Source organism: Streptomyces sp. NBC_00158 (assembly GCF_045160885.1).
Lineage (GTDB): Bacteria > Actinomycetota > Actinomycetes > Streptomycetales > Streptomycetaceae > Streptomyces.
In genome coordinates this window covers 1,632,311-1,651,782 of the sequence record NZ_CP108161.1, presented here as the reverse complement: position 1 = coordinate 1,651,782, position 19,472 = coordinate 1,632,311, and the positions used below count along the sequence as shown (strand labels likewise).

The window sequence follows — 19,472 nt, the reverse complement described above, 5'->3', positions numbered from 1 at the left end:
CGGAACAGAGATGTCCGAATCACTGCGCCCCGTCGATGTCGGGCTTGTTACACGGGTTCGGGGGCGGGGAGGAAGATGGGCCCATGACTGCGATTCTCTCGGCCTCCGAACTGCGGGGCGAGCTCGCCGGCTCCCGCCCGCCGGCCCTCATGGACGTCCGCTGGCAGCTGGGCGGCCCCGACCAGCGCCCCGCCTACGAAGCCGGGCACCTGCCCGGCGCCGTGTACGTCGACCTGGACCTCGAACTGGCAGGTCCGCCGGGGGCGGGCGGCCGCCATCCGCTCCCCGACCCCGAGGACTTCGGTGCCGCGATGCGCCGGGCCGGGGTGCGCGCCGACGAGCCGGTGGTCGTGTACGACGGCGGTCTCGGCTGGGCGGCCGCCCGCGCCTGGTGGCTGCTGCGCTGGACGGGTCACCGGAACGTGCGCGTCCTGGACGGCGGCCTGGCCGCGTGGACGGCGGCGGGCGGTGTGCTCACCACCGACGCGCCGAAGCCCGTGGAGGGCGATTTCAAGCCAAACCCGGGGGCGTTCGGCCTGCTGGAGGCCGACGACGCGGCCGCACTGGCGCGTACGGGCCTGCTGCTGGACGCCCGCGCGGGCGAGCGCTACCGCGGCGAGGTGGAGCCGATCGACCGGGTCGGCGGGCACATCCCGGGCGCGGTGTCGGCCCCGACCACCGAGAACGTGGGCCCGGACGGCCGGTTCCTGTCGGCCGGGGAGCTGCGCGCCCGGTTCGCGGCGCTCGGCGCCGCGGGGGACACGGCGGTGGGCGTGTACTGCGGCTCCGGGGTCTCCGGGGCGCACGAGGTCCTCGCGCTGGAGGTGGCCGGAATTCCGGCCAGCCTGTACGCGGGCAGCTGGTCGCAGTGGTCCTCGGACCCGGAGCGGCCCGTGGCCACCGGCCCCAACCCCTGACGCGTCCGCGGCCGGCGGCGCCCCCTCGGGGGCGCCGCCGCGCGCGGGCTACTCCTGCTTCTTGCGCCGGGTCCCGAAGACGATCTCGTCCCAGCTGGGCACGGCCGCCCGGCGTCCCGGCCGGACCCCGTCGGCCTCGGCCTGCCGGTCGGTGGTACCGGTCAGCCGCTCGCGGTGACCCGCCACCGTGCGCGGCATCAGCACGTCGGCGTACGCCGCGCCGGCACCCGCCGACGCCGCCGCGGCCGGGGGCTCCTCGGCCTCCGGCTCCTCGGCGGGAGCCTCCGTACGGTCCGGCACCACCAGGTCGCCCCGGAAGCTCGGGACCGCCTCCAGCAGGCTGGTCAGCGTGTCCCGCTCCTCCTCCGGCTCCGGCGCGGGCGGCGGGGCGGGCCGGCTGTCGGGCCGTTCCAGCTGCCGGTCCAGGGCGCGGTCCAGCGGCCGGTCCCGGGGCAGCCGGGCGATCCTCGGCACGAACGGGAAGCTCGGCTCCGGGGTGGAGGGCAGGTCGTCGGCCTCGCCGATCAGGGAGCGGGCCTCGTCGTCGACGGCGACGACCAGCCGGCGCGGCGGGTCGTACGACCAGCTCGCCGAGTGCGGTTCGCCCGCCACCCGGTAGACCAGCAGCACCTCCCAGGTGCCGTCGTCGCGGCGCCAGGAGTCCCACAGCACGGAGTCCTTGTCGGCCCCGCGCAGCGTGAGGCGCTCCTGCACGGCCTCGCCGAGCTGCGGTCCGGTGTTCTCGCCGGGGCGGCGCACGGGGGTCTTGCGGGCGCGTTCGGCCATGAAGGCGCGCTCGGCCAGCACCGGGCCCTCGAAGCGGCGTACCCGGTCGACCGGGATGCCGGCGAGCTGGGCGACCTCCTCCGCGGAGGCACCGGCCCGTATGCGGGCCTGGATGTCACGGGGGCGGAGGTGGCTCTCCACCTCGATCTCGATCTGGTTCAGGCGCGCGCGGTCATTGCGCACGGCAGCCCGCAGCCGCTCGTCGATCGGAAGCGTGTACTCCGTGCTGTCCGCAGCCTTGAGCACCAGTCGTGTTCCGTCATTTGAGACGGCCACGACACGCAGTTCGGGCATGGGGACCTCCCGGGTGGTGCCTGCCGACGTCACGTGCGTCGCTGCTTCCGCTAGTCGAGTGTGGCCTGCCCGGGTGCAGCCTGCCACAACCTTGCCGAGTTAAACCGGCGTGTCGGGCATGCGCCCTTGATCGACGTTATGGCACGGTTACCTGTTGGGCACGCACAGTGACCAAGTGGTTACTGTGCGCAGCAGGAGCCCGTGCGATACCGCGGCATCACCGGTCTTGAGCGCCGCTTCTCCATCAGCCGGCCCCCTCTCCCGGGTCCGGACATCCGGAAGGAAGGACGGTCCCAGGGCTCGCCACAGTACTCCATTCGGGCCACCCGGGTGGACCGCCGCGCCGCCGAACTTGTCGCGGGCGGCGGGAGTTGGCCTGCCCGGAATCGGGTCGGCATCCGGGTCCACCTGCGGACAGGGCCGTTTCGGGGTGTCCTGCTTCACAGAATCCGCAGAAACGGAACTTTCCATTTCGCTCAGAGGTCAGTAACTGCTGGAAGAGGAGAGGCGCGAGAGGCGGGACACACCGGGGATGGCGATGGGTCAGAAGACGGAGGAAACGGCGGACCAGGAGGAACGGGGGCGCAGGAAGCTCGACCTGAGCGCGACCCAGGTCGCGGGCAGCTCCCTCGCCACCGTCGCGGCTGCCCTGCTCGCCTCGAAGATGGGCGTCTACGGGACCATCCTCGGCGCGGGCGTGGTCAGCGTGGTCGCCACCGCGGGCGGCCCCGTCATCCAGCACCTGTTCCGCCGCACCGGCGACCAGCTCCGCGAGAGCGCCCGCCCCAGGTCCCGTCAGGTCCCGCCGCCCGGCGCGGAGCCGGACCCCGCCGTCCCGGCCCCGGCGCCGGGGGAGTTCGGGGAGGCCACCGTGCACGGCACCCGCGTACGGGGCTGGAAGCGCACGGCGGTGGCCTCCGGGGCCGCCTTCGCCCTCGCCCTCGGCGGCCTCGGGACGTACGAGGCCTTCGCGGGTACCTCGGTCAGCAGCGACGGCCGCACCCTCCTGTCGGGCGGCTCCCGCACCGCCCCCGACCACGAGGCCGCCCCGCGGAAGCGGGACCCGGAGAAGGACGGCGGCGGGAACGGGACGGGCCGGCGCGGCGAGCCCGGCGGCCAGGAGGGCCGGGGCGGCACGGCGGGAACGGACGGGAAGGCCCCCGGATCCGGCACCTCCCCGAGCCCCTCCCGCTCGGGCGGCGGCCAGGAACCGTCCCCGACCCCCTCCGGGTCCAAGGGGCCGGTGGGTCCGACGCCCGCCCCGACCCCCTCGAAGCAGAGCCCGGATCCCGGCCCGACCCCGGGCTCCGGCGGCCCGGCAGGCGGCCGGGAGCCGTCGCCCGGCGCTCCTTGAGCGGGGGCCGGTCCCCGGGGGTCAGTCCCCGAGCACCCGCCTCAGGTAGTCGTTGCCGAACAGCCGGTCCGGGTCCAGCCGGTCCCGCAGCGCGGTGAACTCGGCGAAGCGCGGGTAGACGGCGGCCAGCTGCTCCGCGTCCCGGCTGTGCACCTTGCCCCAGTGCGGCCGTCCCCCGTGGGCGGTGAAGATCCGCTCGGCCGCCGTGAAGTAGGCCTGGTGCGGGGTGCCCCGGTACATGTGCACCGCGATGTAGGCCGTCTCCCGCCCCGAGGCGGTGGACAGGGTGATGTCGTCCGCCGGAGCCGTGCGCACCTCCACCGGGAAGCTGATCCGCAGGCCGGAGCGGTCGACCATGGCCTTGAGCTCCCGCAGCGCCTCGATCGCGCGCTCGCGCGGAAGGGCGTACTCCATCTCCACGAACCGGACCCGGCGCGGGCTGGTGAACACCTTGTAGGGGATGTCCGTGTAGGTGCGGGCCGACAGGGCTCGGCTGGCGACGCGGGCGATGGAGGGGATGGCGGCCGGGACGGCGCGGCCCAGGGAGTTGACCGCCTGGAAGAGGCCGTTGGAGAGCAGCTCGTCCTCGATCCAGGCGCTGACCGCCCCGGGCGGAGCGGCGGGGCCCTGGCTGCGGTTGTTGCGCTTGGTGTTGCAGTTGCCGGTGTGCGGGAACCAGTAGAACTCGAAGTGCTCGTTCTCCGCGACGTGCTGGTCGAACTCGGACGTCACCCGGTCGAAGCGCATCGGCTCCTCACGGGCGGTCAGGAGGAAGAGCGGCTCCACCGCGAAGGTGATCGAGGTGACGATGCCCAGGGCGCCGATGCCGATCCGGGCCGCCGCGAAGACCTCCGGGTTCTCCTTCTCCGAACAGGTCATCAGCCTGCCGTCCGCCGTGACCAGCTCCAGTGCGCGTATCTGGGCGGCGATGGAGGCCGAGTCGCGGCCGGTGCCGTGGGTGCCGGTGCCGGTGGCGCCGGAGACCGTCTGCTCCATGATGTCGCCCATGTTGGCGAGCGAGAGGCCCTGCCGGGCCAGGTCCCGGTTCAGGTCCTTGAGGGCCGTGCCCGCCGCCACGGTGACGGTGCCGGCCGCCCGGTCGACCGACAGGATCCCGCTGAGCGCCTGCGGCCGTACGAGCACCCCGTCGGTCGCGGCCGCCGCGGTGAAGGAGTGGCCGGTGCCGACCGCCTTCACCCGCAGCCCTTCCTCCGCGGCCCGGCGGACCGCCTCCCGGAGCTCCCCGACCGAGGCCGGAGTCACCACGCGCGCGGGCGTGGCACGGACGTTGCCCGCCCAGTTACGCCACGCGGCCGGTGCGTTCTTCGCTGCTGCTGCTGCTGTCCCCGACGTCGCCATCGCTGGCAGGCTCCTCCCCTTGCGCCGGCCTCGTCAGCCGGCGGTAACCCGCGAACGCCACCGCCGCCGCGGCCACTCCCGAGGAGATCGAGACCACGAACCCGCGCTGGGCCCCGGCCGCGTCGATGACCAGACCGGTCACCGAGGACCCGACCGCGACCCCGACCGCCAGGCCGGTGCTGATCCAGGTCATGCCCTCGGTGAGCTTCGCGCGTGGTACGTGCGATTCGATCAGGGCCATCGTGGTGATCATCGTGGGAGCGATGGCGAGGCCCGAGACGAAGAGCGCCACGGCCAGAAACGGAAGGTTCCCGGCCAGTAGGAGGGGGATCATACTCACGGCCATCGCACATATGCCCAGTACCCAACGGCGTTCGGCCTTGCCCTTGAGGTGCAGCAGGCCGAAGACGATTCCGGCGATACAGGACCCCGCCGCCCAGATCGCCAGGATGAAGCTCGCGGACGACTTGCTGCCCTGCTCCTCGGCGAAGGCCAGCGTGGACACGTCGATGGAGCCGAAGATCGCGCCGGTCGCCACGAAGGTGGCCGTCAGCACCTGGAGGCCGGGGGAGCGCAGGGCCGAGGCGCGGTCGGCGTCGGGGCTGCGCGGGTGCGGGGCGGGCTCGGTGGAGCGCTGGGCGGTGAGCAGCCAGACCCCGACGAGCAGGCAGCCGGCCGCGATCACCGGTCCGGCCTCGGGGAACCAGGTGGTGGACAGGCCGATGGCGAGGATCGGGCCGAAGATGAAGCACACCTCGTCGATCACGGACTCGAAGGAGTACGCGGTGTGCAGCTCGCGCGGGGAGTCCCGGTAGAGCTCGGTCCAGCGGGCGCGGACCATCGAGCCGACGCTCGGCACGCAGCCGGCGACGGCGGCGAAGACGAAGAGGGTCCAGTCGGGCAGGCCGTTCGCGGCGGCCAGGACCAGGCCGGTCACGGCCGCGGTGGAGATCAGGGTCGCGGGGCGCAGCACCCGGCGCTGCCCGTGCTGGTCCACCAGGCGGGAGACCAGGGGGCCGATGAACGCGGCGGCGAGGGCCAGGGTGCCGGTCAGTGCGCTGGCCATCGCGTAGCGGCCGGTCATCTCCGAGATCATCGTGAGGATGCCGACGCCGACCATGGATATCGGGAGCCGGCCTATGAGGCCGGCTGCGCTGAACCCCTTGGTGCCGGGGGCCGCGAAGATCGCGCGGTAGGGACTGGACAAGGTCGCTCCGTAAGGGACGTCAGAGGCCCATACAGGTTACGACTGCCGACAAGGCACCCGCATGGGGAAAAATCAACGCTTCAACTTAGGGTCACCTTACCTACGCCGCGTCCGGGATGCGGACCGGCCGGTTCTCCCCGGCGGACCCCGAGTGGCAGGATTCGAGGCATGTCAGACCAGCTCCGTGCCCCCGACGCGCCCCCGGCCGAAGGCCTCGCCGCCCCCTACGACGCCCTGCTGCTGCTGTCCTTCGGCGGCCCCGAGGGGCCCGACGACGTCGTGCCGTTCCTGGAGAACGTCACGCGCGGCCGGGGCATCCCGCGCGAGCGGCTCAAGGAGGTCGGGCAGCACTACTTCGGCTTCGGCGGGGTCAGCCCCATCAACGGGCAGAACCGCGAGCTGCTGGACGCCCTGCGCAAGGACTTCGCCGAGCACGGGCTGGACCTGCCCGTCTACTGGGGCAACCGGAACTGGGCCCCGTACCTGACCGACGTGATGCGGGAGATGGTGCGCGACGGCCGCCGCCGCATCGCCGTCCTCGCCACCAGCGCGTACGCCTCGTACTCGGGCTGCCGCCAGTACCGCGAGAACCTCGCCGACGCGCTCGCCGCGCTGGAGGAGGAGGGCCTGGAGCTGCCCCGCGTGGACAAGCTGCGGCACTACTTCAACCACCCCGGCTTCGTCCGGCCCATGATCGACGGGGTGCTGGCCTCGCTCGCGGCACTGCCCGACGGCGTCCGGGACGGAGCCCGCCTGGCCTTCACCACCCACTCCATCCCGGACTCGGCCGCCGACACCTCCGGCCCGGTCGAGGACCACACCGAGGGCGGCGGGGGCGGGGCCTACGTCAAGCAGCACCTCGACGTGGCCCGCGTCATCGCGGACGCCGTCGAGGCGGAGACCGGCACCGCGCACCCCTGGCAGCTCGTCTACCAGTCCCGCAGCGGCGCCCCGCACGTCCCGTGGCTGGAGCCGGACATCTGCGACCACCTGGAGGCCCTGCACGCCGACGGCGCGCCCGCCGTGGTCATGGTGCCGATCGGCTTCGTCTCCGACCACATGGAGGTCCTCTACGACCTCGACACCGAGGCGAAGGCGAAGGCGGCCGAACTGGGCCTGCCCGCCGAGCGCTCCGCGACCGTCGGCGCCGACCCCCGGTTCGCCGGCGCGGTACGCGAACTCGTGCTGGAGCGCGCCGCCCGCGAGCGCGGGGAACGGCCGCGGGAGTGCTGGGTGGGCACCCTGGGGCAGAGCCACGACCTGTGCGCGGTGGGCTGCTGCCCGGCCCGCGCGCCCCGGCCGGCGGCCGCCGGCACGGACAGCCCGTACGCGTAGGGGGAAAGCGTGATCCCGCAAGACCTGAAGGCCGAACTGCTGGACGTGGCCCAGGAGGCCGCCCGGCGGGCCGGGGACCTGCTCCGCGACGGCCGGCCGGCCGATCTGGCGGTGGCCGCGACGAAGAGCAGCCCCATCGACGTGGTGACCGAGATGGACATCGCCGCCGAGAAGCTGATCACGGGCGTCCTCGCCGAGCGCCGCCCCGCGGACGGGCTGCTGGGCGAGGAGGGCGCGGACAGCCCCGGCACGAGCGGGGTGCGCTGGGTCGTCGACCCGCTGGACGGCACCGTCAACTACCTCTACGGGCTCCCGAGCTGGGGCGTGTCCATCGCGGCCGAGTACCGGGGCGAGACGGTGGTGGGCGTCGTCGCGGCGCCGATGCGCGGGGAGACGTACCACGCGGTGCTGGGCGGCGGGGCCTGGTCGGGCACCGCACGGCTGGCCTGCCGGCCGGCGGCTCCGCTCGACCGGGCGCTGATCGCCACCGGCTTCGGCTACCTCCAGACGAGGCGGGCCCACCAGGCCGAGGTCGCCGCGCGGATCATCCCGGTGGTTCGGGACATCCGGCGCGGCGGTTCGGCGGCGCTCGACCTGTGCGACGTCGCCGCGGGGCGCCTCGACGGGTACTGGGAGCGCGGGCTCAACCCCTGGGACCTCGCCGCGGGCGAGCTGATCGCCCGTGAGGCGGGCGCCCTGACCGGCGGGCGGCCCTCGGAGCCGGCCTCGGGGGAGCTGGCGCTGGCGGCCACCCCGGCGGTCTTCGCCCCGCTCCAGCTGCTGCTGGAGGAGGCCGGGGCCTGGCACGACTGACCGGGCGCCCGCCCGGGGCGGACGGCACCGGGCCCCGGCCGCCTCGCGGCGGCCGGGGCCCGGTGGGTGCGCTGTGAGCTCGGAGATGCCGTCGGGTCAGGCGGCGGAAACCGGTACGCCGTGTTCTGCGGCGAGCCGCTGGAGGTCTTCCAGTTCGGCCTGTTCCACATCCGCGAGGTAGTCGTCGCCCGTCTCACGGGCCTTGCTGAGGTCCGACTGCGTGGCCTTGATGCGCTGCAGGAGACCCGCGGTGAATGCGTCCATGGTGGGTGCGCCCCCTCTGCGTGGGTCGACGGCGGAGAGCACGGGGCAGTCCGCCGCTTCAGGGTGTGGTTGGGGTGTGCTCCTCGTCCTCCCCGGCACCCTGGGCGCAGAAACCTCGTAAGGCGAGGGAATCCTCACTTCCACCGCGCCCACACCCCGCTTCCACGCCGCTTCCACCCGCCGCGCACGCCCCCGGAGGCCCCGCAGGGGCGCCTTACAGCCGGTTTACGGCCGAAACCGGCAGGATGGAGGCGCAATACACGTGTGCCCTGAAGGGCTCGAAGGAAGGAAACGACGTGCGCGTACTCGTCGTCGAGGACGAGCAGCTGCTCGCCGATGCGGTGGCCACGGGCCTGCGCCGGGAGGCCATGGCCGTGGACGTCGTGTACGACGGTGCCGCGGCGCTGGAGCGCGTCGGGGTGAACGACTACGACGTGGTCGTCCTCGACCGGGACCTTCCGCTGGTGCACGGCGACGACGTCTGCCGGAAGATCATCGAGCTGGGCATGCCCACGCGCGTGCTGATGCTCACCGCCTCCGGCGACGTCAGCGACCGCGTCGAGGGCCTGGAGCTGGGCGCCGACGACTACCTGCCCAAGCCCTTCGCCTTCACCGAGCTGACCGCCCGCGTGCGCGCCCTCGGGCGGCGCACCACCGTCGCGCTCCCGCCCGTCCTGGAGCGGGCCGGCATCAAGCTGGACCCGAACCGCCGCGAGGTGTTCCGGGAGGGCCGTGAGGTACAGCTGGCGCCGAAGGAGTTCGCGGTGCTGGAGGTGCTCATGCGCAGCGAGGGGACCGTGGTGTCCGCCGAGCAGCTGCTGGAGAAGGCCTGGGACGAGAACACCGACCCGTTCACCAACGTGGTCCGGGTGACCGTCATGACCCTGCGCCGCAAGCTCGGGGAGCCGCCCGTCATCGTGACCGTGCCCGGTTCCGGCTACCGGATCTGACCCGGTGGCCCCGACCCCGGCGCCACCCGCGGCGCCACCGAAACCGACCTGGGACCCCGGCCAGCCCGAGGGTCCCTTCCCTTGGCTGCGGCCGACCATCCGGATAAGGCTCACGCTGCTGTACGGCGGCATGTTCCTGATCGCCGGGATCCTGCTGCTGTCGATCATCTACCTGCTGGCCGCGCAGGCCCTGAGGGAGGGCAACGCGCTCCCCTTCAAGATCGTCGGCGGCCAGAAGGTCGAGGTCTCCAGCACCACCTGCTCAGGCGTGGGCATCGACCAGTCGATCGACCAGTTCAACGCCGCGATCTCGCAGTGCATCCTCGACCAGCGCAAGCACGCCCTGGACGACCTGCTCAGCCGGTCGCTGATGGCCCTGCTGGGCCTCAGCGTCATCGCCTTCGCCTTCGGCTACGCGATGGCCGGCCGGGTGCTCTCGCCGCTGGGCAAGATCACCCGCACGGCCCGCCGGGTGGTCGGCTCCGACCTGACCCGGCGGATCGAGCTGGACGGGCCGGACGACGAGCTGAAGGAGCTCGCCGACACCTTCGACGAGATGCTCGACCGCCTGGAGCGGGCCTTCACCGCCCAGCAGCGCTTCGTCGCCAACGCCTCGCACGAGCTGCGGACCCCGCTGGCGATCAACCGGACGCTGCTGGAGGTCCACCTCTCGGACCCCGGAGCGCCGGTTGAGCTCCAGCAGCTGGGCAAGACGCTGCTCGCCACCAACGAGCGCAGCGAGCAGCTGGTCGAGGGCCTGCTGCTGCTGGCCCGCAGCGAGAACCAGATCGTCGAGCGCAAACCGGTCGACCTGGCCGAGGTCGCCTCGCGCGCCATCGACCAGGCCCGCGGCGAGGCCCTCGCCAAGGGCGTGGAGATCCGCGGCGAGCGCGCGCTGGCGGTGATCCAGGGCAACGGCGTCCTGCTGGAGCGGATCGCCCTCAACCTGGTGCAGAACGCCGTCCGGTACAACGTGCCGGAGGGCGGCTGGGTGGAGGTCACGACCGAGGCCCAGCACGGTCAGGCGGTGCTCGTCGTCTCGAACACGGGTCCAGTGGTTCCCGCGTACGAGGTGGACAGCCTCTTCGAGCCCTTCAGGCGGCTGCGTACGGAGCGAACGGGCAGCGACAAGGGTGTGGGGCTCGGTCTGTCGATCGCGCGCTCCGTGGCGCGCGCACACGGCGGCCGCATCATCGCGACGCCCAGGGAGGGCGGTGGCCTCGTGATGCGTGTCACGCTGCCCCTTTGATCCACCCGGGTCCTGTTCGCCGTCAGCGGAACGCGCCGCCGGCCGCGGCGGGCGGTTCCTGTGTGATCGATCACAGTGTCGAGTGGCGGGTCATGTGCGTTCTGTGACCCCAAGGTGGCCGGAAAGCCCGGGAAGTCCGGGTTTCCGGCCCCCCTGATGGCGGGAAATACACGGGGTGGCGTTTGTGCAAGACGACCCCCTGACCGTGTACGGTCCCGCTCGACATCCCGGCTACGGAGTCCTTCGGGCGCGCGGCTGGGTGTCGATTGAGTAACAGACCTTGATGTGAGGCAAAATCTCCGCCTCAGGTCGGGCACAAGTCCGGCCTCTCGCGCGTTACGTGCGCTGAGACACCGCTAAATCCCAGAGGGGGAGAGCGAACAAAATGGCAACGGACTACGACACCCCACGCAAGACCGACGACGACGTCGACAACGACAGCATCGAAGAGCTCAAGGCTCGGCGCAGTGACAAGGTCACGTCGAGCGTCGACATCGAGGACTTCGACGGAGCCGAGAGCCTTGAGCTCCCGGGTGCCGACCTCTCCAACGAGGAGCTGGCCGTCCGGGTGCTGCCCAAGCAGGCCGACGAGTTCACCTGCATGAGCTGCTTCCTGGTGCACCACCGCAGCCAGCTGGCGCGCGAGAAGAACGGCCAGCCGATCTGCCGCGACTGCGACTGAGGACGGCCGTGACCGGCTCGACGCCCTTTCGGAGGCGACGCTTCCGGAAATCTGGCGATCCGGAGGGGCAGGCTCGCGCGGTGACCACGGGCCCGGAAACGGGCCCCGCGGCCGCCGGTGACCAGCCCTTCGGGACGACTGTGGTGCCGTCCGACACCGCCGCGGCGGTGCCGTCGGCCGCAGTGGCGGACGAGGAGTCCCGGGGCAGGCCCGGGACGCGTCGGATGCAAGCCGTCAAGAACGGTGTGCGCAAGGGCGGCGAAGGCGCGAAGGCCGCCGCCCTGTACATCACCGACCTGATCATCGAGAACGCCCCGCGCGTTCCGGTACGGGACCTCGCGACCCTGCGGGCGCAGTTCCCGGACCTCGGTCCCGACCGGCTGGCCGACAAGCTGATCGCCGGGGCCGCCAACGGCACCTCGACCGTGGGCGCCGGCATCGGCGCCGCGGCCATGCTGCCGGTCCCGCCCGCGATGCCGGCGGAGCTGGCCGCGGAGATCACCGGGGTCGCCGCGATCGAGCTGAAGCTCATCGCCGAGCTGCACGAGGTCTACGGGCAGCGGCCGCCGGGCGGCCTGAAGGACCGCAGCCTCGCCTACCTGACCTCCTGGACCCAGGAGCGCGGTATCGACCTGACCAAGCCGACCACGCTGAACGCGGCGCTCGGCGGGCAGATGAAGCGAGAACTGCGCCAGCAGATCATGAAGCGGATGTTCCGCAACCTGCCGAACCTCATGCCGTTCATGGTCGGCGCGGCCGTCGGGGCGGTGATGAACCGCAGGGACACCCGGAAACTCGCCGAGAAGGTCCGTGGGGACCTGCGGAGCCGTGCCGTGCCGTGGGACGCCCTCCCCGCCCTGCCGCCCCTGGAACGCCCCTCCGAGGCCCTTCCCGAGGCCACCAGGGCCGCCCTCGAAGGGCGCCGGCCGGACGGGAGCTGAGTCCCGCCGGATCAGGCCGCGGCCGCGGCGGCCTTCGCCGCGCGGACGGCCGCCGCCAGGGCCTGGGGCTCGCGCGTGGAGACGTACACGTACGGGGTCGGGTCCGACGGGTCGGTTACCTCGATCCGGACCGCCGTCGGGACGTAGCTGCGCATCAGCATGAAGGCCCGGGTGTCCGCCTTGTACGTGCGCCAGGCGCGCGCCTCCTCCGCCTCCAGCACCTCGGGCTCGCCCAGCGCCGTCACCGGGATCCGGGCGTCACCGGCCGCGAGCGCGCCGTTCACCACGCGCACGCGCGCGGAACCGTACGAGCTCACCAGCATCCCCGTCAGCGCGGCGCCGCCGACCAGCCCGGCCAGCAGCGGCAGGGTGCCCAGCGGCAGCAGCATCAGCGCGCACGCCAGGCCGGTCAGGGCCGCTATGCCCCACCAGGAGCGGGGCGCGGAGAGTCGTTCGTCGTGGTGCGCGGGGGAGAGCTGCATGGCACCTAGCCTCCCACGGGGCGACCGGCGGGTAGCCGCGCGGGTAAGGTCAGCGCCTGTGAGTGGACGAAACACGGCGTTGACGCCCCCGGCCGATGCCTCCGCACCGGTCCGGCACCCCGATGCCCCGGCGCCGGGGGAGCTCCTCGGCGCGCACTACGAACACTGTTTCGGGTGCGGCGGGGGCCAGCCGCACGGGCTCCATCTGGAGGCCCGCGCGGGCGAGGGCGTACGCGTCACCGCCGAGTTCACCGTCAAGCCCGCCCACCAGGGCGCGCCCGGGCTCGCGCACGGCGGCGTCCTGGCCACCGCGCTCGACGAGACGCTGGGCTCCCTGAACTGGCTGCTGCGCGTCATCGCGGTGACCGGCCGGCTGGAGACCGACTTCGTGCGGCCCGTGCCGGTGGACACCGTGCTGTACCTGGAGGCCGAGGTCACCGCCGTCGCCGGCCGGAAGATCTACTCCACCGCCGTGGGCCGGATAGGCGGCCCGGACGGCCCCGTCGCCGTCCGCGCGGACGCGCTCTTCATCGAGGTGAAGGTCGACCACTTCATCGACAACGGTCGGCCCGAGGAGATCCGGGCGGCGATGTCCGACCCGGACCAGGTCAGGCGCGCACGCGCCTTCGAGGTGAACCCCTGATGTCCCAGAACACCCATGCGCCCGTCGACGTGCTGATCCGGCGCGTCGACCCCGAGGTGCCCATTCCCGCCTACGGTCACCCCGGCGACGCCGGCTGCGACCTGGTGACCACCGTGGCCGCCGAGCTGGAGCCCGGGGAGCGGGCCGTGCTGCCCACCGGCGTCTCCATCGCCCTGCCCGACGGGTACGCGGCCTTCGTGCACCCGCGCTCGGGCCTGGCCGCCCGCTGCGGGCTCGCGCTCGTGAATGCCCCGGGGACGGTGGATGCCGGGTACCGTGGGGAGATCAAGGTGATCGTGGTCAATCTCGACCCGCGCGAGAGCGTCCGGTTCGAGCGATTCGACCGCATTGCCCAGCTGGTTGTCCAGCGGGTCGAGAAGGTGCGCTTCCACGAGGTGGCGGAGCTTCCAGGCTCGGCCCGGGCCGACGGGGGGTTCGGCTCCACCGGCGGCCATGCGGCCGTGGCCGGATCCGGGGCTGGTCAGCAGCAGGGTGGGAATGGCTACGCTTCGGTCGTATCCGACCGGGAAGGACAGTGACGTGTTCGGACGTCGCAAGAAGAACGACTCCGCCCATGACGGCGGCGCGGCCGAGCAGGTCGTGAACGGCGTGGCTGCCGACGAGCAGGCCGGCGACGAATCCGCCGCGCCCCGCAGGCTCAACCTGCCCCCGGCCCCGCGGCCCGACGGCCCGTGGGACGTCTCAGAGGTGCTCGGCAACCCGGCCGACGGCCGGGTCGACCTGGGCGGCATCCTCGTGCCCGGCGTCGAGGGCATGGAGCTGCGCGTCGAGGTCGCCGGTGACGCGATCGTGGCCGCCACGGTGGTCCTGGGCGACAGCGCCGTGCAGCTGCAGGCCTTCGCCGCCCCCAAGAAGGAGGGCATCTGGGGCGAGGTCCGCGACGAGATCGCCTCGGGCATCACCCAGCAGGGCGGCATCATCGACGAGGTCGACGGCCCGCTGGGCTGGGAGCTGCGCGCGCAGGTCCCCGTCCCGCTGCCCGACGGCCAGACCGGCGCCCAGCTGGTGCGCTTCGTCGGCGTCGACGGCCCGCGCTGGTTCCTGCGCGGCGTCATCTCCGGCCAGGGCGCGGTGCGCCCCGAGTCGGCCGGCGTGCTGGAGCAGATCTTCCGGGAGACCGTCATCGTCCGCGGCGACGGCCCGATGGCCCCGCGCGACCCGATCGTCCTGAAGCTGCCGAACGACGCCCAGATGGTGCCGGACGGCGTGCAGACGGCCGAGGAGCAGGAGGGCTCGCGCTTCTCCGGCGGCATGGGCCAGCTGGAGCGCGGCCCGGAGATCACCGAGGTCCGCTGACCCGTCAGCCGGCCCCGCGAAGGTCTTTTCCGGCCCGCGGGCCCCGTTCCCCCCGAGGGGCGGGGCCCGCGGGCCTTCGCGCGTCCGGGGCACGGGAGTCCGGGGCGCAGGTGTCCGGGGCACGGGCGTCCGCGTCAGGGATGCGTCAGGGATGTCCGGCGGACGCCCTTCCGGTGCGTGAACAGCGGGAACGTCCCCGAGAATGAGCGCATGGGACGCGGCAGGCTAAGGATCCATCTCGGCGCGGCACCCGGTGTGGGCAAGACGTACGCCATGCTCTCGGAAGGCCACCGCCGCGTGGAGCGGGGCACCGACTGCGTCGTCGGCTTCGTCGAGCACCACGGGCGGCCGCGCACCGAGGTGATGCTGCACGGCCTCGAACAGGTGCCCAGGCGGGAGCTCTCGTACCGGGGGGCCGCCTTCACGGAGATGGACGTGGACGCGGTCCTCGCGCGCAGGCCCGCCGTGGCGCTGGTGGACGAGCTCGCGCACACCAACGTCCCCGGCTCGCGCAACGCCAAGCGCTGGCAGGACGTGGAGGAGCTGCTGCGCGCCGGGATCGACGTGGTGACCACCGTCAACATCCAGCACCTGGAGTCCCTCGGGGACGTGGTGGAGAAGATCACCGGGGTGCGCCAGCGCGAGACCGTGCCGGACGAGGTGGTGCGCCGCGCCGACCAGATCGAGCTGGTCGACATGTCCCCGCAGGCGCTGCGCCGGCGCATGGCGCACGGCAACATCTACCAGCCCGACAAGGTCGACGCGGCCCTCTCGAACTACTTCCGGCCGGGCAACCTGACCGCGCTGCGCGAGCTGGCTCTGCTGTGGGTCGCCGACCGGGCCGACGAGTACCTCCAGCAGTACCGGGGCGACCACGACATCCGTTCGGCCTGGCAGGCCCGCGAACGGATCGTGGTGGGCCTCACCGGCGGGCCCGAGGGCCGCACCCTCATCCGCCGGGCCGCCCGGATGGCGGCAAAGGGCTCGGGCAGCGAGGTGCTCGCCGTCTACATCGCCCGCAGCGACGGGCTGACCTCGGCCTCGCCCAAGGAGCTCGCGGTACAGCGGACCCTGGTCGAGGACCTTGGCGGAACGTTTCACCATGTGATCGGCGACGACGTCCCCGAATCCCTCCTCGCCTTCGCCCGCGGGGTCGACGCCACCCAGATCGTGCTCGGCTCCAGCCGCCGCAAGGCCTGGCAGTACGTGCTGGGGCCCGGCGTGGGCGCCACCGTCGCCCGTGACTCCGGGCCCGACCTCGACGTGCACATCGTCACCCACGAGGAGGTCGCCCGGGGGCGGGGGCTGCCCGTGGTCCGCTCGGCGGCCCGGCTCGGGAGGCCCCGGCTCGTGGCCGGCTGGGTGGTCGGCGTGGTCTTCCCCGTGCTGCTGTGCGCCCTGCTGACGAACATCGACGCCGACCCCGGCCTCGCCAACGACATGCTGCTCTTCCTGGCGCTGACGGTCGCGGCCGCGCTGCTGGGCGGGCTCTGGCCGGCCCTGGCCTCGGCGGCCTTCGGCTCGCTGCTGCTGAACTACTTCTTCGCCCCGCCGCTGCACCGGTTCACCGTCTCCGACCCCAGGAACATCATGGCCATCGCCGTGTTCTTCGGCGTCGCCGTCTCGGTGGCCTCGGTGGTGGACCTCGCCGCCCGGCGCACGCACCAGGCCGCCCGGCTGCGGGCCGAGTCCGAGGTGCTGTCCACCCTGGCCGGGAGCGTGCTGCGCGGGGAGACCGCCCTGGACGCGCTGCTGGAGCGGGTGCGCGAGACCTTCGCGATGGAGTCGGTGGCCCTGCTGGAGCGGGCGGGCGAGGTGGAGCCCTGGACCCCGGCCGGCAGCGTCGGGCCCCGTCCGGCGGCCCGGCCCGAGGACGCCGACGTCGACATGCCGGTCGGCGACCACATGGCACTCGCCCTGTCCGGGCGGGTACTGCCCGCCGAGGACCGCCGGGTGCTCGGCGCCTTCGCCGCCCAGGCCGCCGTGGTGCTGGACCGGCAGCGGCTCGTGGGGGAGGCGGAGGAGGCGCGCCGGCTGGCCGAGGGCAACCGGATCCGGACCGCCCTGCTGGCCGCCGTCAGCCATGACCTGCGTACGCCCCTGGCCTCCATCAAGGCTTCCGTCAGCTCCCTGCGCTCCGACGACGTGGAGTGGTCCGAGGAGGACCGGGCCGAACTGCTGGCCGGGATCGAGGAGGGTGCCGACCGGCTCGACCACCTGGTGGGCAACCTGCTGGACATGTCCCGGCTCCAGACCGGCACCGTGACCCCGCTGATCCGGGAGATCGACCTCGACGAGGTGGTCCCGATGGCGCTGGGCGGCGTACCGGAGGACAGCGTGCTGCTCGACGTGCCGGAGACCCTGCCGATGGTGGCCGTGGACCCGGGGCTGCTGGAGCGGTCCGTGGCCAACGTGGTGGAGAACGCCGTCAAGTACAGCCCCGCCGGAGAGCGGGTGCTGGTCGCGGCCAGCTTCCTCGGAGACCGGGTCGAGGTGCGCGTCGTCGACCGCGGGCCCGGGGTGCCCGACGAGGCCAAGGACCGGATATTCGCCCCCTTCCAGCGGCACGGCGACGCCCCGCGCGGCGCGGGCGTGGGCCTGGGGCTCGCGGTGGCCAGGGGCTTCGCCGAGGCCATGGACGGCACCCTCGTCGCCGAGGACACTCCCGGGGGCGGGCTGACCATGGTGCTCACCCTGCGGGCGGCGGCCCGCGGCGGCCCGCCGCCGGAGCCCGGGGGAACCGGCGGAACCGCAGGAACGACCGGAACGACCGGAACCGCCGGAACCGCCGGAACCGCCAGAACTGCCGGAACTGCCGGAACTGCCGGAACCGCCGGAACCGCCGGAACCGCCGGAACCGAACCGACCGAAGCCGGGGACCGCCCCGAACGACAGAAAGCAGGTCCCCGATGACCCGGGTGCTCGTGGTGGACGACGAGCCGCAGATCGTCCGAGCCCTCGTGATCAACCTCAAGGCGCGCAAGTACGAGGTCGACGCGGCCGCCGACGGGGCGGGAGCCCTGGAACTCGCCGCCGCCCGCCACCCCGACGTGGTCGTCCTCGACCTCGGCCTGCCCGACATGGACGGGGTCGAGGTCATCAGGGGGCTGCGCGGCTGGACGCGGGTCCCGATCCTGGTGCTCTCCGCCCGGCACAGCTCCGACGAGAAGGTCGAGGCCCTCGACGCGGGCGCCGACGACTACGTCACCAAGCCCTTCGGCATGGACGAGCTGCTGGCCAGGCTGCGCGCCGCCGTCCGCCGGGCCGAGCCGTCCGCCGGGACCGGCGAGGAAGAGGTGGTCGTCTCGACCGAGGGCTTCACGGTGGACCTCGCCGCCAAGAAGGCGGTGCGGGAGGGGCGCGACGTACGCCTCACCCCCACCGAGTGGCACCTGCTGGAGGTGCTCGTGCGCAACGGCGGGAAGCTGGTCAGCCAGAAACAGCTGCTCCAGGAGGTCTGGGGGCCCTCCTACGGGACCGAGACCAACTACCTGAGGGTCTACATGGCCCAGCTGCGCCGCAAGCTGGAGGCGGACCCCTCGCACCCCCGGCACTTCATCACCGAACCCGGCATGGGGTACCGCTTCGAGAAGTAGCGGGGGCTTCGAGAGGCGACGGGGGCGCCGGTACGCTTCCTGTATGAGTGCTGAACCGCGTCCCGAGAAGCCCGCGAAACCGGCCAGGCCGGCGGGCCGGTTCCGCCGGATGATAGAGCGGCTGTCCACCTCCCAGGAGGAGCTGCATTCGGCGGAGCTGCAGGAGGACGCAGAAGCCGCGGGGTGCACGCGGATCTGCGACTGCCACGACCGCCAGATAGTGAAGGTGACCGGAACCCTGCGCACCGTCACCCTCCGGCCGCGCGCGGGCGTGCCCGCCCTGGAGGCGGAGCTGTTCGACGGCTCGGCCGCGCTGGACGTGGTCTGGCTCGGGCGTCGCTCGATCGTGGGAATCGAACCCGGACGGCGCATGATCGCATCCGGCCGCGTCTCGATGAGTCACGGCCGCCGGGTGCTCTTCAACCCGAAGTACGAACTCCGCCCTCTCGGACAGGAGCACTGACCGGTGACGTCACTCGACAAACCGACCGCGCCGGAGCCGGGCGCCGCGCCCGCCGACGACCAGAGCGCGGTCACGCAGGCTGCGCTCTTCGACGCCTTCGGCGGCGTCCGGGGCACCGTGGAGACGATGCTCCCCGGCCTGCTCTTCGTGATGATCTACACGATCAACAAGGACGTGAAGATGTCCGCCATCGCGGCGGGCGTCGTCGCGGTGCTGCTGGTCGTCGTCCGCCTGGCGCGCAAGGACACCGTCAAGCACGCCTTCAGCGGCGTCTTCGGCGTCGGCGTGGGCGTGGCCTTCGCCCTCTTCACGGGCAGCGCCAAGGGCTTCTACCTGCCGGGCATGATCTACGGGGTCTGCCTCGGCCTGGCGTTCACGCTCTCGGCGCTGGTGGGGTTCCCGCTGCTGGGCGTGATCCTGGGGCCGGTGTTCAAGGAGAACCTCTCCTGGCGCACCCGCAACCCCGGGCGCAAGAAGGCGTACGTCAAGGCCAGCCTGGCCTGGGGCCTGATCTTCCTGGCGAAGTACGCGATCCTCTTCCCGCTGTACTGGTGGGGTGACGAGACGCAGCTGGGCTGGGTGCTGATCGCGCTCAAGCTCCCGCCGATGGTGCTGGCCGTGTACTTCACCTGGGTCTTCCTGGCGAAGGCGCCGCCGCCGATCGACGTGATCGCCGAGTACGAGGCCGAGGAGGCCGCGCACGAGGCCGCGAAGGCCGAGAAGGCGGCGCAGTCCGGGCAGGCGCCGCAGCCCGGCCAGTCGGGCCGGCACAAGCGGGCCTGAGGACGCGGGAACGCGGGAACGCGGTTCGTACGTACGA

General features: G+C 73.0%; 20 protein-coding genes. 15 read left to right on the top strand and 5 right to left on the bottom strand.

Annotated features, from left to right (window positions below; genetic code table 11):
• Nucleotides 1-83: 83 nt before the first annotated feature.
• Entirely contained in the window at nucleotides 84-917 is an 834-nt protein-coding gene (locus tag OG553_RS07340) for a sulfurtransferase (RefSeq protein ID WP_405978215.1), read from the top strand.
• Between the two features lie 48 nt (nucleotides 918-965).
• Here the strand turns inward: OG553_RS07340 and sepH are convergent, their stop codons facing one another.
• Nucleotides 966-1,997, bottom strand: a complete 1,032-nt coding sequence (sepH, locus tag OG553_RS07335; RefSeq protein WP_405978214.1) for a septation protein SepH — start codon at nucleotides 1,995-1,997, stop codon at nucleotides 966-968.
• Between the two features lie 538 nt (nucleotides 1,998-2,535).
• On the opposite strand from sepH, the gene OG553_RS07330 reads away from it, so the two are divergent.
• Nucleotides 2,536-3,351, top strand: a complete 816-nt coding sequence (locus OG553_RS07330) for a hypothetical protein (RefSeq protein ID WP_405978213.1) — start codon at nucleotides 2,536-2,538, stop codon at nucleotides 3,349-3,351.
• 21 nt (nucleotides 3,352-3,372) lie between these two features.
• Here the strand turns inward: OG553_RS07330 and OG553_RS07325 are convergent, their stop codons facing one another.
• On the bottom strand, nucleotides 3,373-4,710 hold the full coding sequence (locus OG553_RS07325) for a D-arabinono-1,4-lactone oxidase (protein WP_405978212.1): 1,338 nt from the start codon (nucleotides 4,708-4,710) through the stop codon (nucleotides 3,373-3,375).
• Complete coding sequence (locus OG553_RS07320) at nucleotides 4,652-5,917, bottom strand: MFS transporter (RefSeq protein WP_405978211.1); 1,266 nt, start codon at nucleotides 5,915-5,917, stop codon at nucleotides 4,652-4,654. The genes OG553_RS07325 and OG553_RS07320 overlap by 59 nt, the downstream gene beginning before the upstream one ends.
• A gap of 168 nt (nucleotides 5,918-6,085) precedes the next feature.
• Between OG553_RS07320 and OG553_RS07315 the strand changes: the two genes are divergently transcribed.
• Nucleotides 6,086-7,252 (top strand): ferrochelatase, encoded by a 1,167-nt coding sequence (locus OG553_RS07315; protein WP_405978210.1) that lies wholly within the window; start codon nucleotides 6,086-6,088, stop codon nucleotides 7,250-7,252.
• 9 nt (nucleotides 7,253-7,261) lie between these two features.
• A complete protein-coding gene (locus OG553_RS07310; RefSeq protein WP_405978209.1) occupies nucleotides 7,262-8,065 on the top strand; it encodes an inositol monophosphatase family protein in 804 nt (267 codons plus the stop codon).
• 96 nt (nucleotides 8,066-8,161) lie between these two features.
• Here OG553_RS07310 and OG553_RS07305 read toward each other — a convergent pair whose 3' ends face one another.
• Nucleotides 8,162-8,329, bottom strand: coding sequence for a hypothetical protein (locus OG553_RS07305; protein ID WP_164720975.1), 168 nt, complete (start codon nucleotides 8,327-8,329; stop codon nucleotides 8,162-8,164).
• Between the two features lie 296 nt (nucleotides 8,330-8,625).
• On the opposite strand from OG553_RS07305, the gene OG553_RS07300 reads away from it, so the two are divergent.
• From OG553_RS07300 to OG553_RS07285, 4 genes are all read left to right on the top strand, one after another.
• On the top strand, nucleotides 8,626-9,279 hold the full coding sequence (locus OG553_RS07300) for a response regulator transcription factor (RefSeq protein ID WP_007267046.1): 654 nt from the start codon (nucleotides 8,626-8,628) through the stop codon (nucleotides 9,277-9,279).
• A gap of 4 nt (nucleotides 9,280-9,283) precedes the next feature.
• Complete coding sequence (locus OG553_RS07295) at nucleotides 9,284-10,528, top strand: sensor histidine kinase (RefSeq protein WP_405978208.1); 1,245 nt, start codon at nucleotides 9,284-9,286, stop codon at nucleotides 10,526-10,528.
• 385 nt (nucleotides 10,529-10,913) lie between these two features.
• Nucleotides 10,914-11,210 (top strand): DUF4193 domain-containing protein, encoded by a 297-nt coding sequence (locus OG553_RS07290; protein ID WP_007267048.1) that lies wholly within the window; start codon nucleotides 10,914-10,916, stop codon nucleotides 11,208-11,210.
• 8 nt (nucleotides 11,211-11,218) lie between these two features.
• The gene (locus tag OG553_RS07285; protein WP_405978207.1) at nucleotides 11,219-12,151 is read left to right on the top strand and encodes a hypothetical protein; all 933 of its coding nucleotides are present in this window, start codon (nucleotides 11,219-11,221) and stop codon (nucleotides 12,149-12,151) included.
• 11 nt (nucleotides 12,152-12,162) lie between these two features.
• On the opposite strand, the gene OG553_RS07280 is transcribed toward OG553_RS07285, so the two are convergent.
• Nucleotides 12,163-12,633 (bottom strand): DUF3093 domain-containing protein, encoded by a 471-nt coding sequence (locus OG553_RS07280; protein ID WP_405978206.1) that lies wholly within the window; start codon nucleotides 12,631-12,633, stop codon nucleotides 12,163-12,165.
• A gap of 58 nt (nucleotides 12,634-12,691) precedes the next feature.
• Between OG553_RS07280 and OG553_RS07275 the strand changes: the two genes are divergently transcribed.
• From OG553_RS07275 to OG553_RS07245, 7 genes are all read left to right on the top strand, one after another.
• The gene (locus tag OG553_RS07275) at nucleotides 12,692-13,276 is read left to right on the top strand and encodes a PaaI family thioesterase (RefSeq protein WP_125594768.1); all 585 of its coding nucleotides are present in this window, start codon (nucleotides 12,692-12,694) and stop codon (nucleotides 13,274-13,276) included.
• On the top strand, nucleotides 13,276-13,815 hold the full coding sequence (gene dut, locus OG553_RS07270) for a dUTP diphosphatase (protein WP_125816974.1): 540 nt from the start codon (nucleotides 13,276-13,278) through the stop codon (nucleotides 13,813-13,815). The genes OG553_RS07275 and dut overlap by 1 nt, the downstream gene beginning before the upstream one ends.
• A gap of 1 nt (nucleotide 13,816) precedes the next feature.
• Complete coding sequence (locus OG553_RS07265; protein WP_405978205.1) at nucleotides 13,817-14,593, top strand: DUF3710 domain-containing protein; 777 nt, start codon at nucleotides 13,817-13,819, stop codon at nucleotides 14,591-14,593.
• A gap of 210 nt (nucleotides 14,594-14,803) precedes the next feature.
• Nucleotides 14,804-17,506, top strand: a complete 2,703-nt coding sequence (locus OG553_RS07260) for a DUF4118 domain-containing protein (protein WP_405978204.1) — start codon at nucleotides 14,804-14,806, stop codon at nucleotides 17,504-17,506.
• Nucleotides 17,503-18,189, top strand: a complete 687-nt coding sequence (locus tag OG553_RS07255; protein WP_405978203.1) for a response regulator — start codon at nucleotides 17,503-17,505, stop codon at nucleotides 18,187-18,189. Before OG553_RS07260 ends, OG553_RS07255 begins: the two co-directional genes overlap by 4 nt.
• 43 nt (nucleotides 18,190-18,232) lie before the next feature.
• Entirely contained in the window at nucleotides 18,233-18,652 is a 420-nt protein-coding gene (locus OG553_RS07250; protein ID WP_007267057.1) for an OB-fold nucleic acid binding domain-containing protein, read from the top strand.
• Nucleotides 18,653-18,655: 3 nt separating this feature from the next.
• Nucleotides 18,656-19,435, top strand: a complete 780-nt coding sequence (locus OG553_RS07245) for a DUF3159 domain-containing protein (protein WP_405978202.1) — start codon at nucleotides 18,656-18,658, stop codon at nucleotides 19,433-19,435.
• The last annotated feature ends 37 nt before the right edge of the window (nucleotides 19,436-19,472 follow it).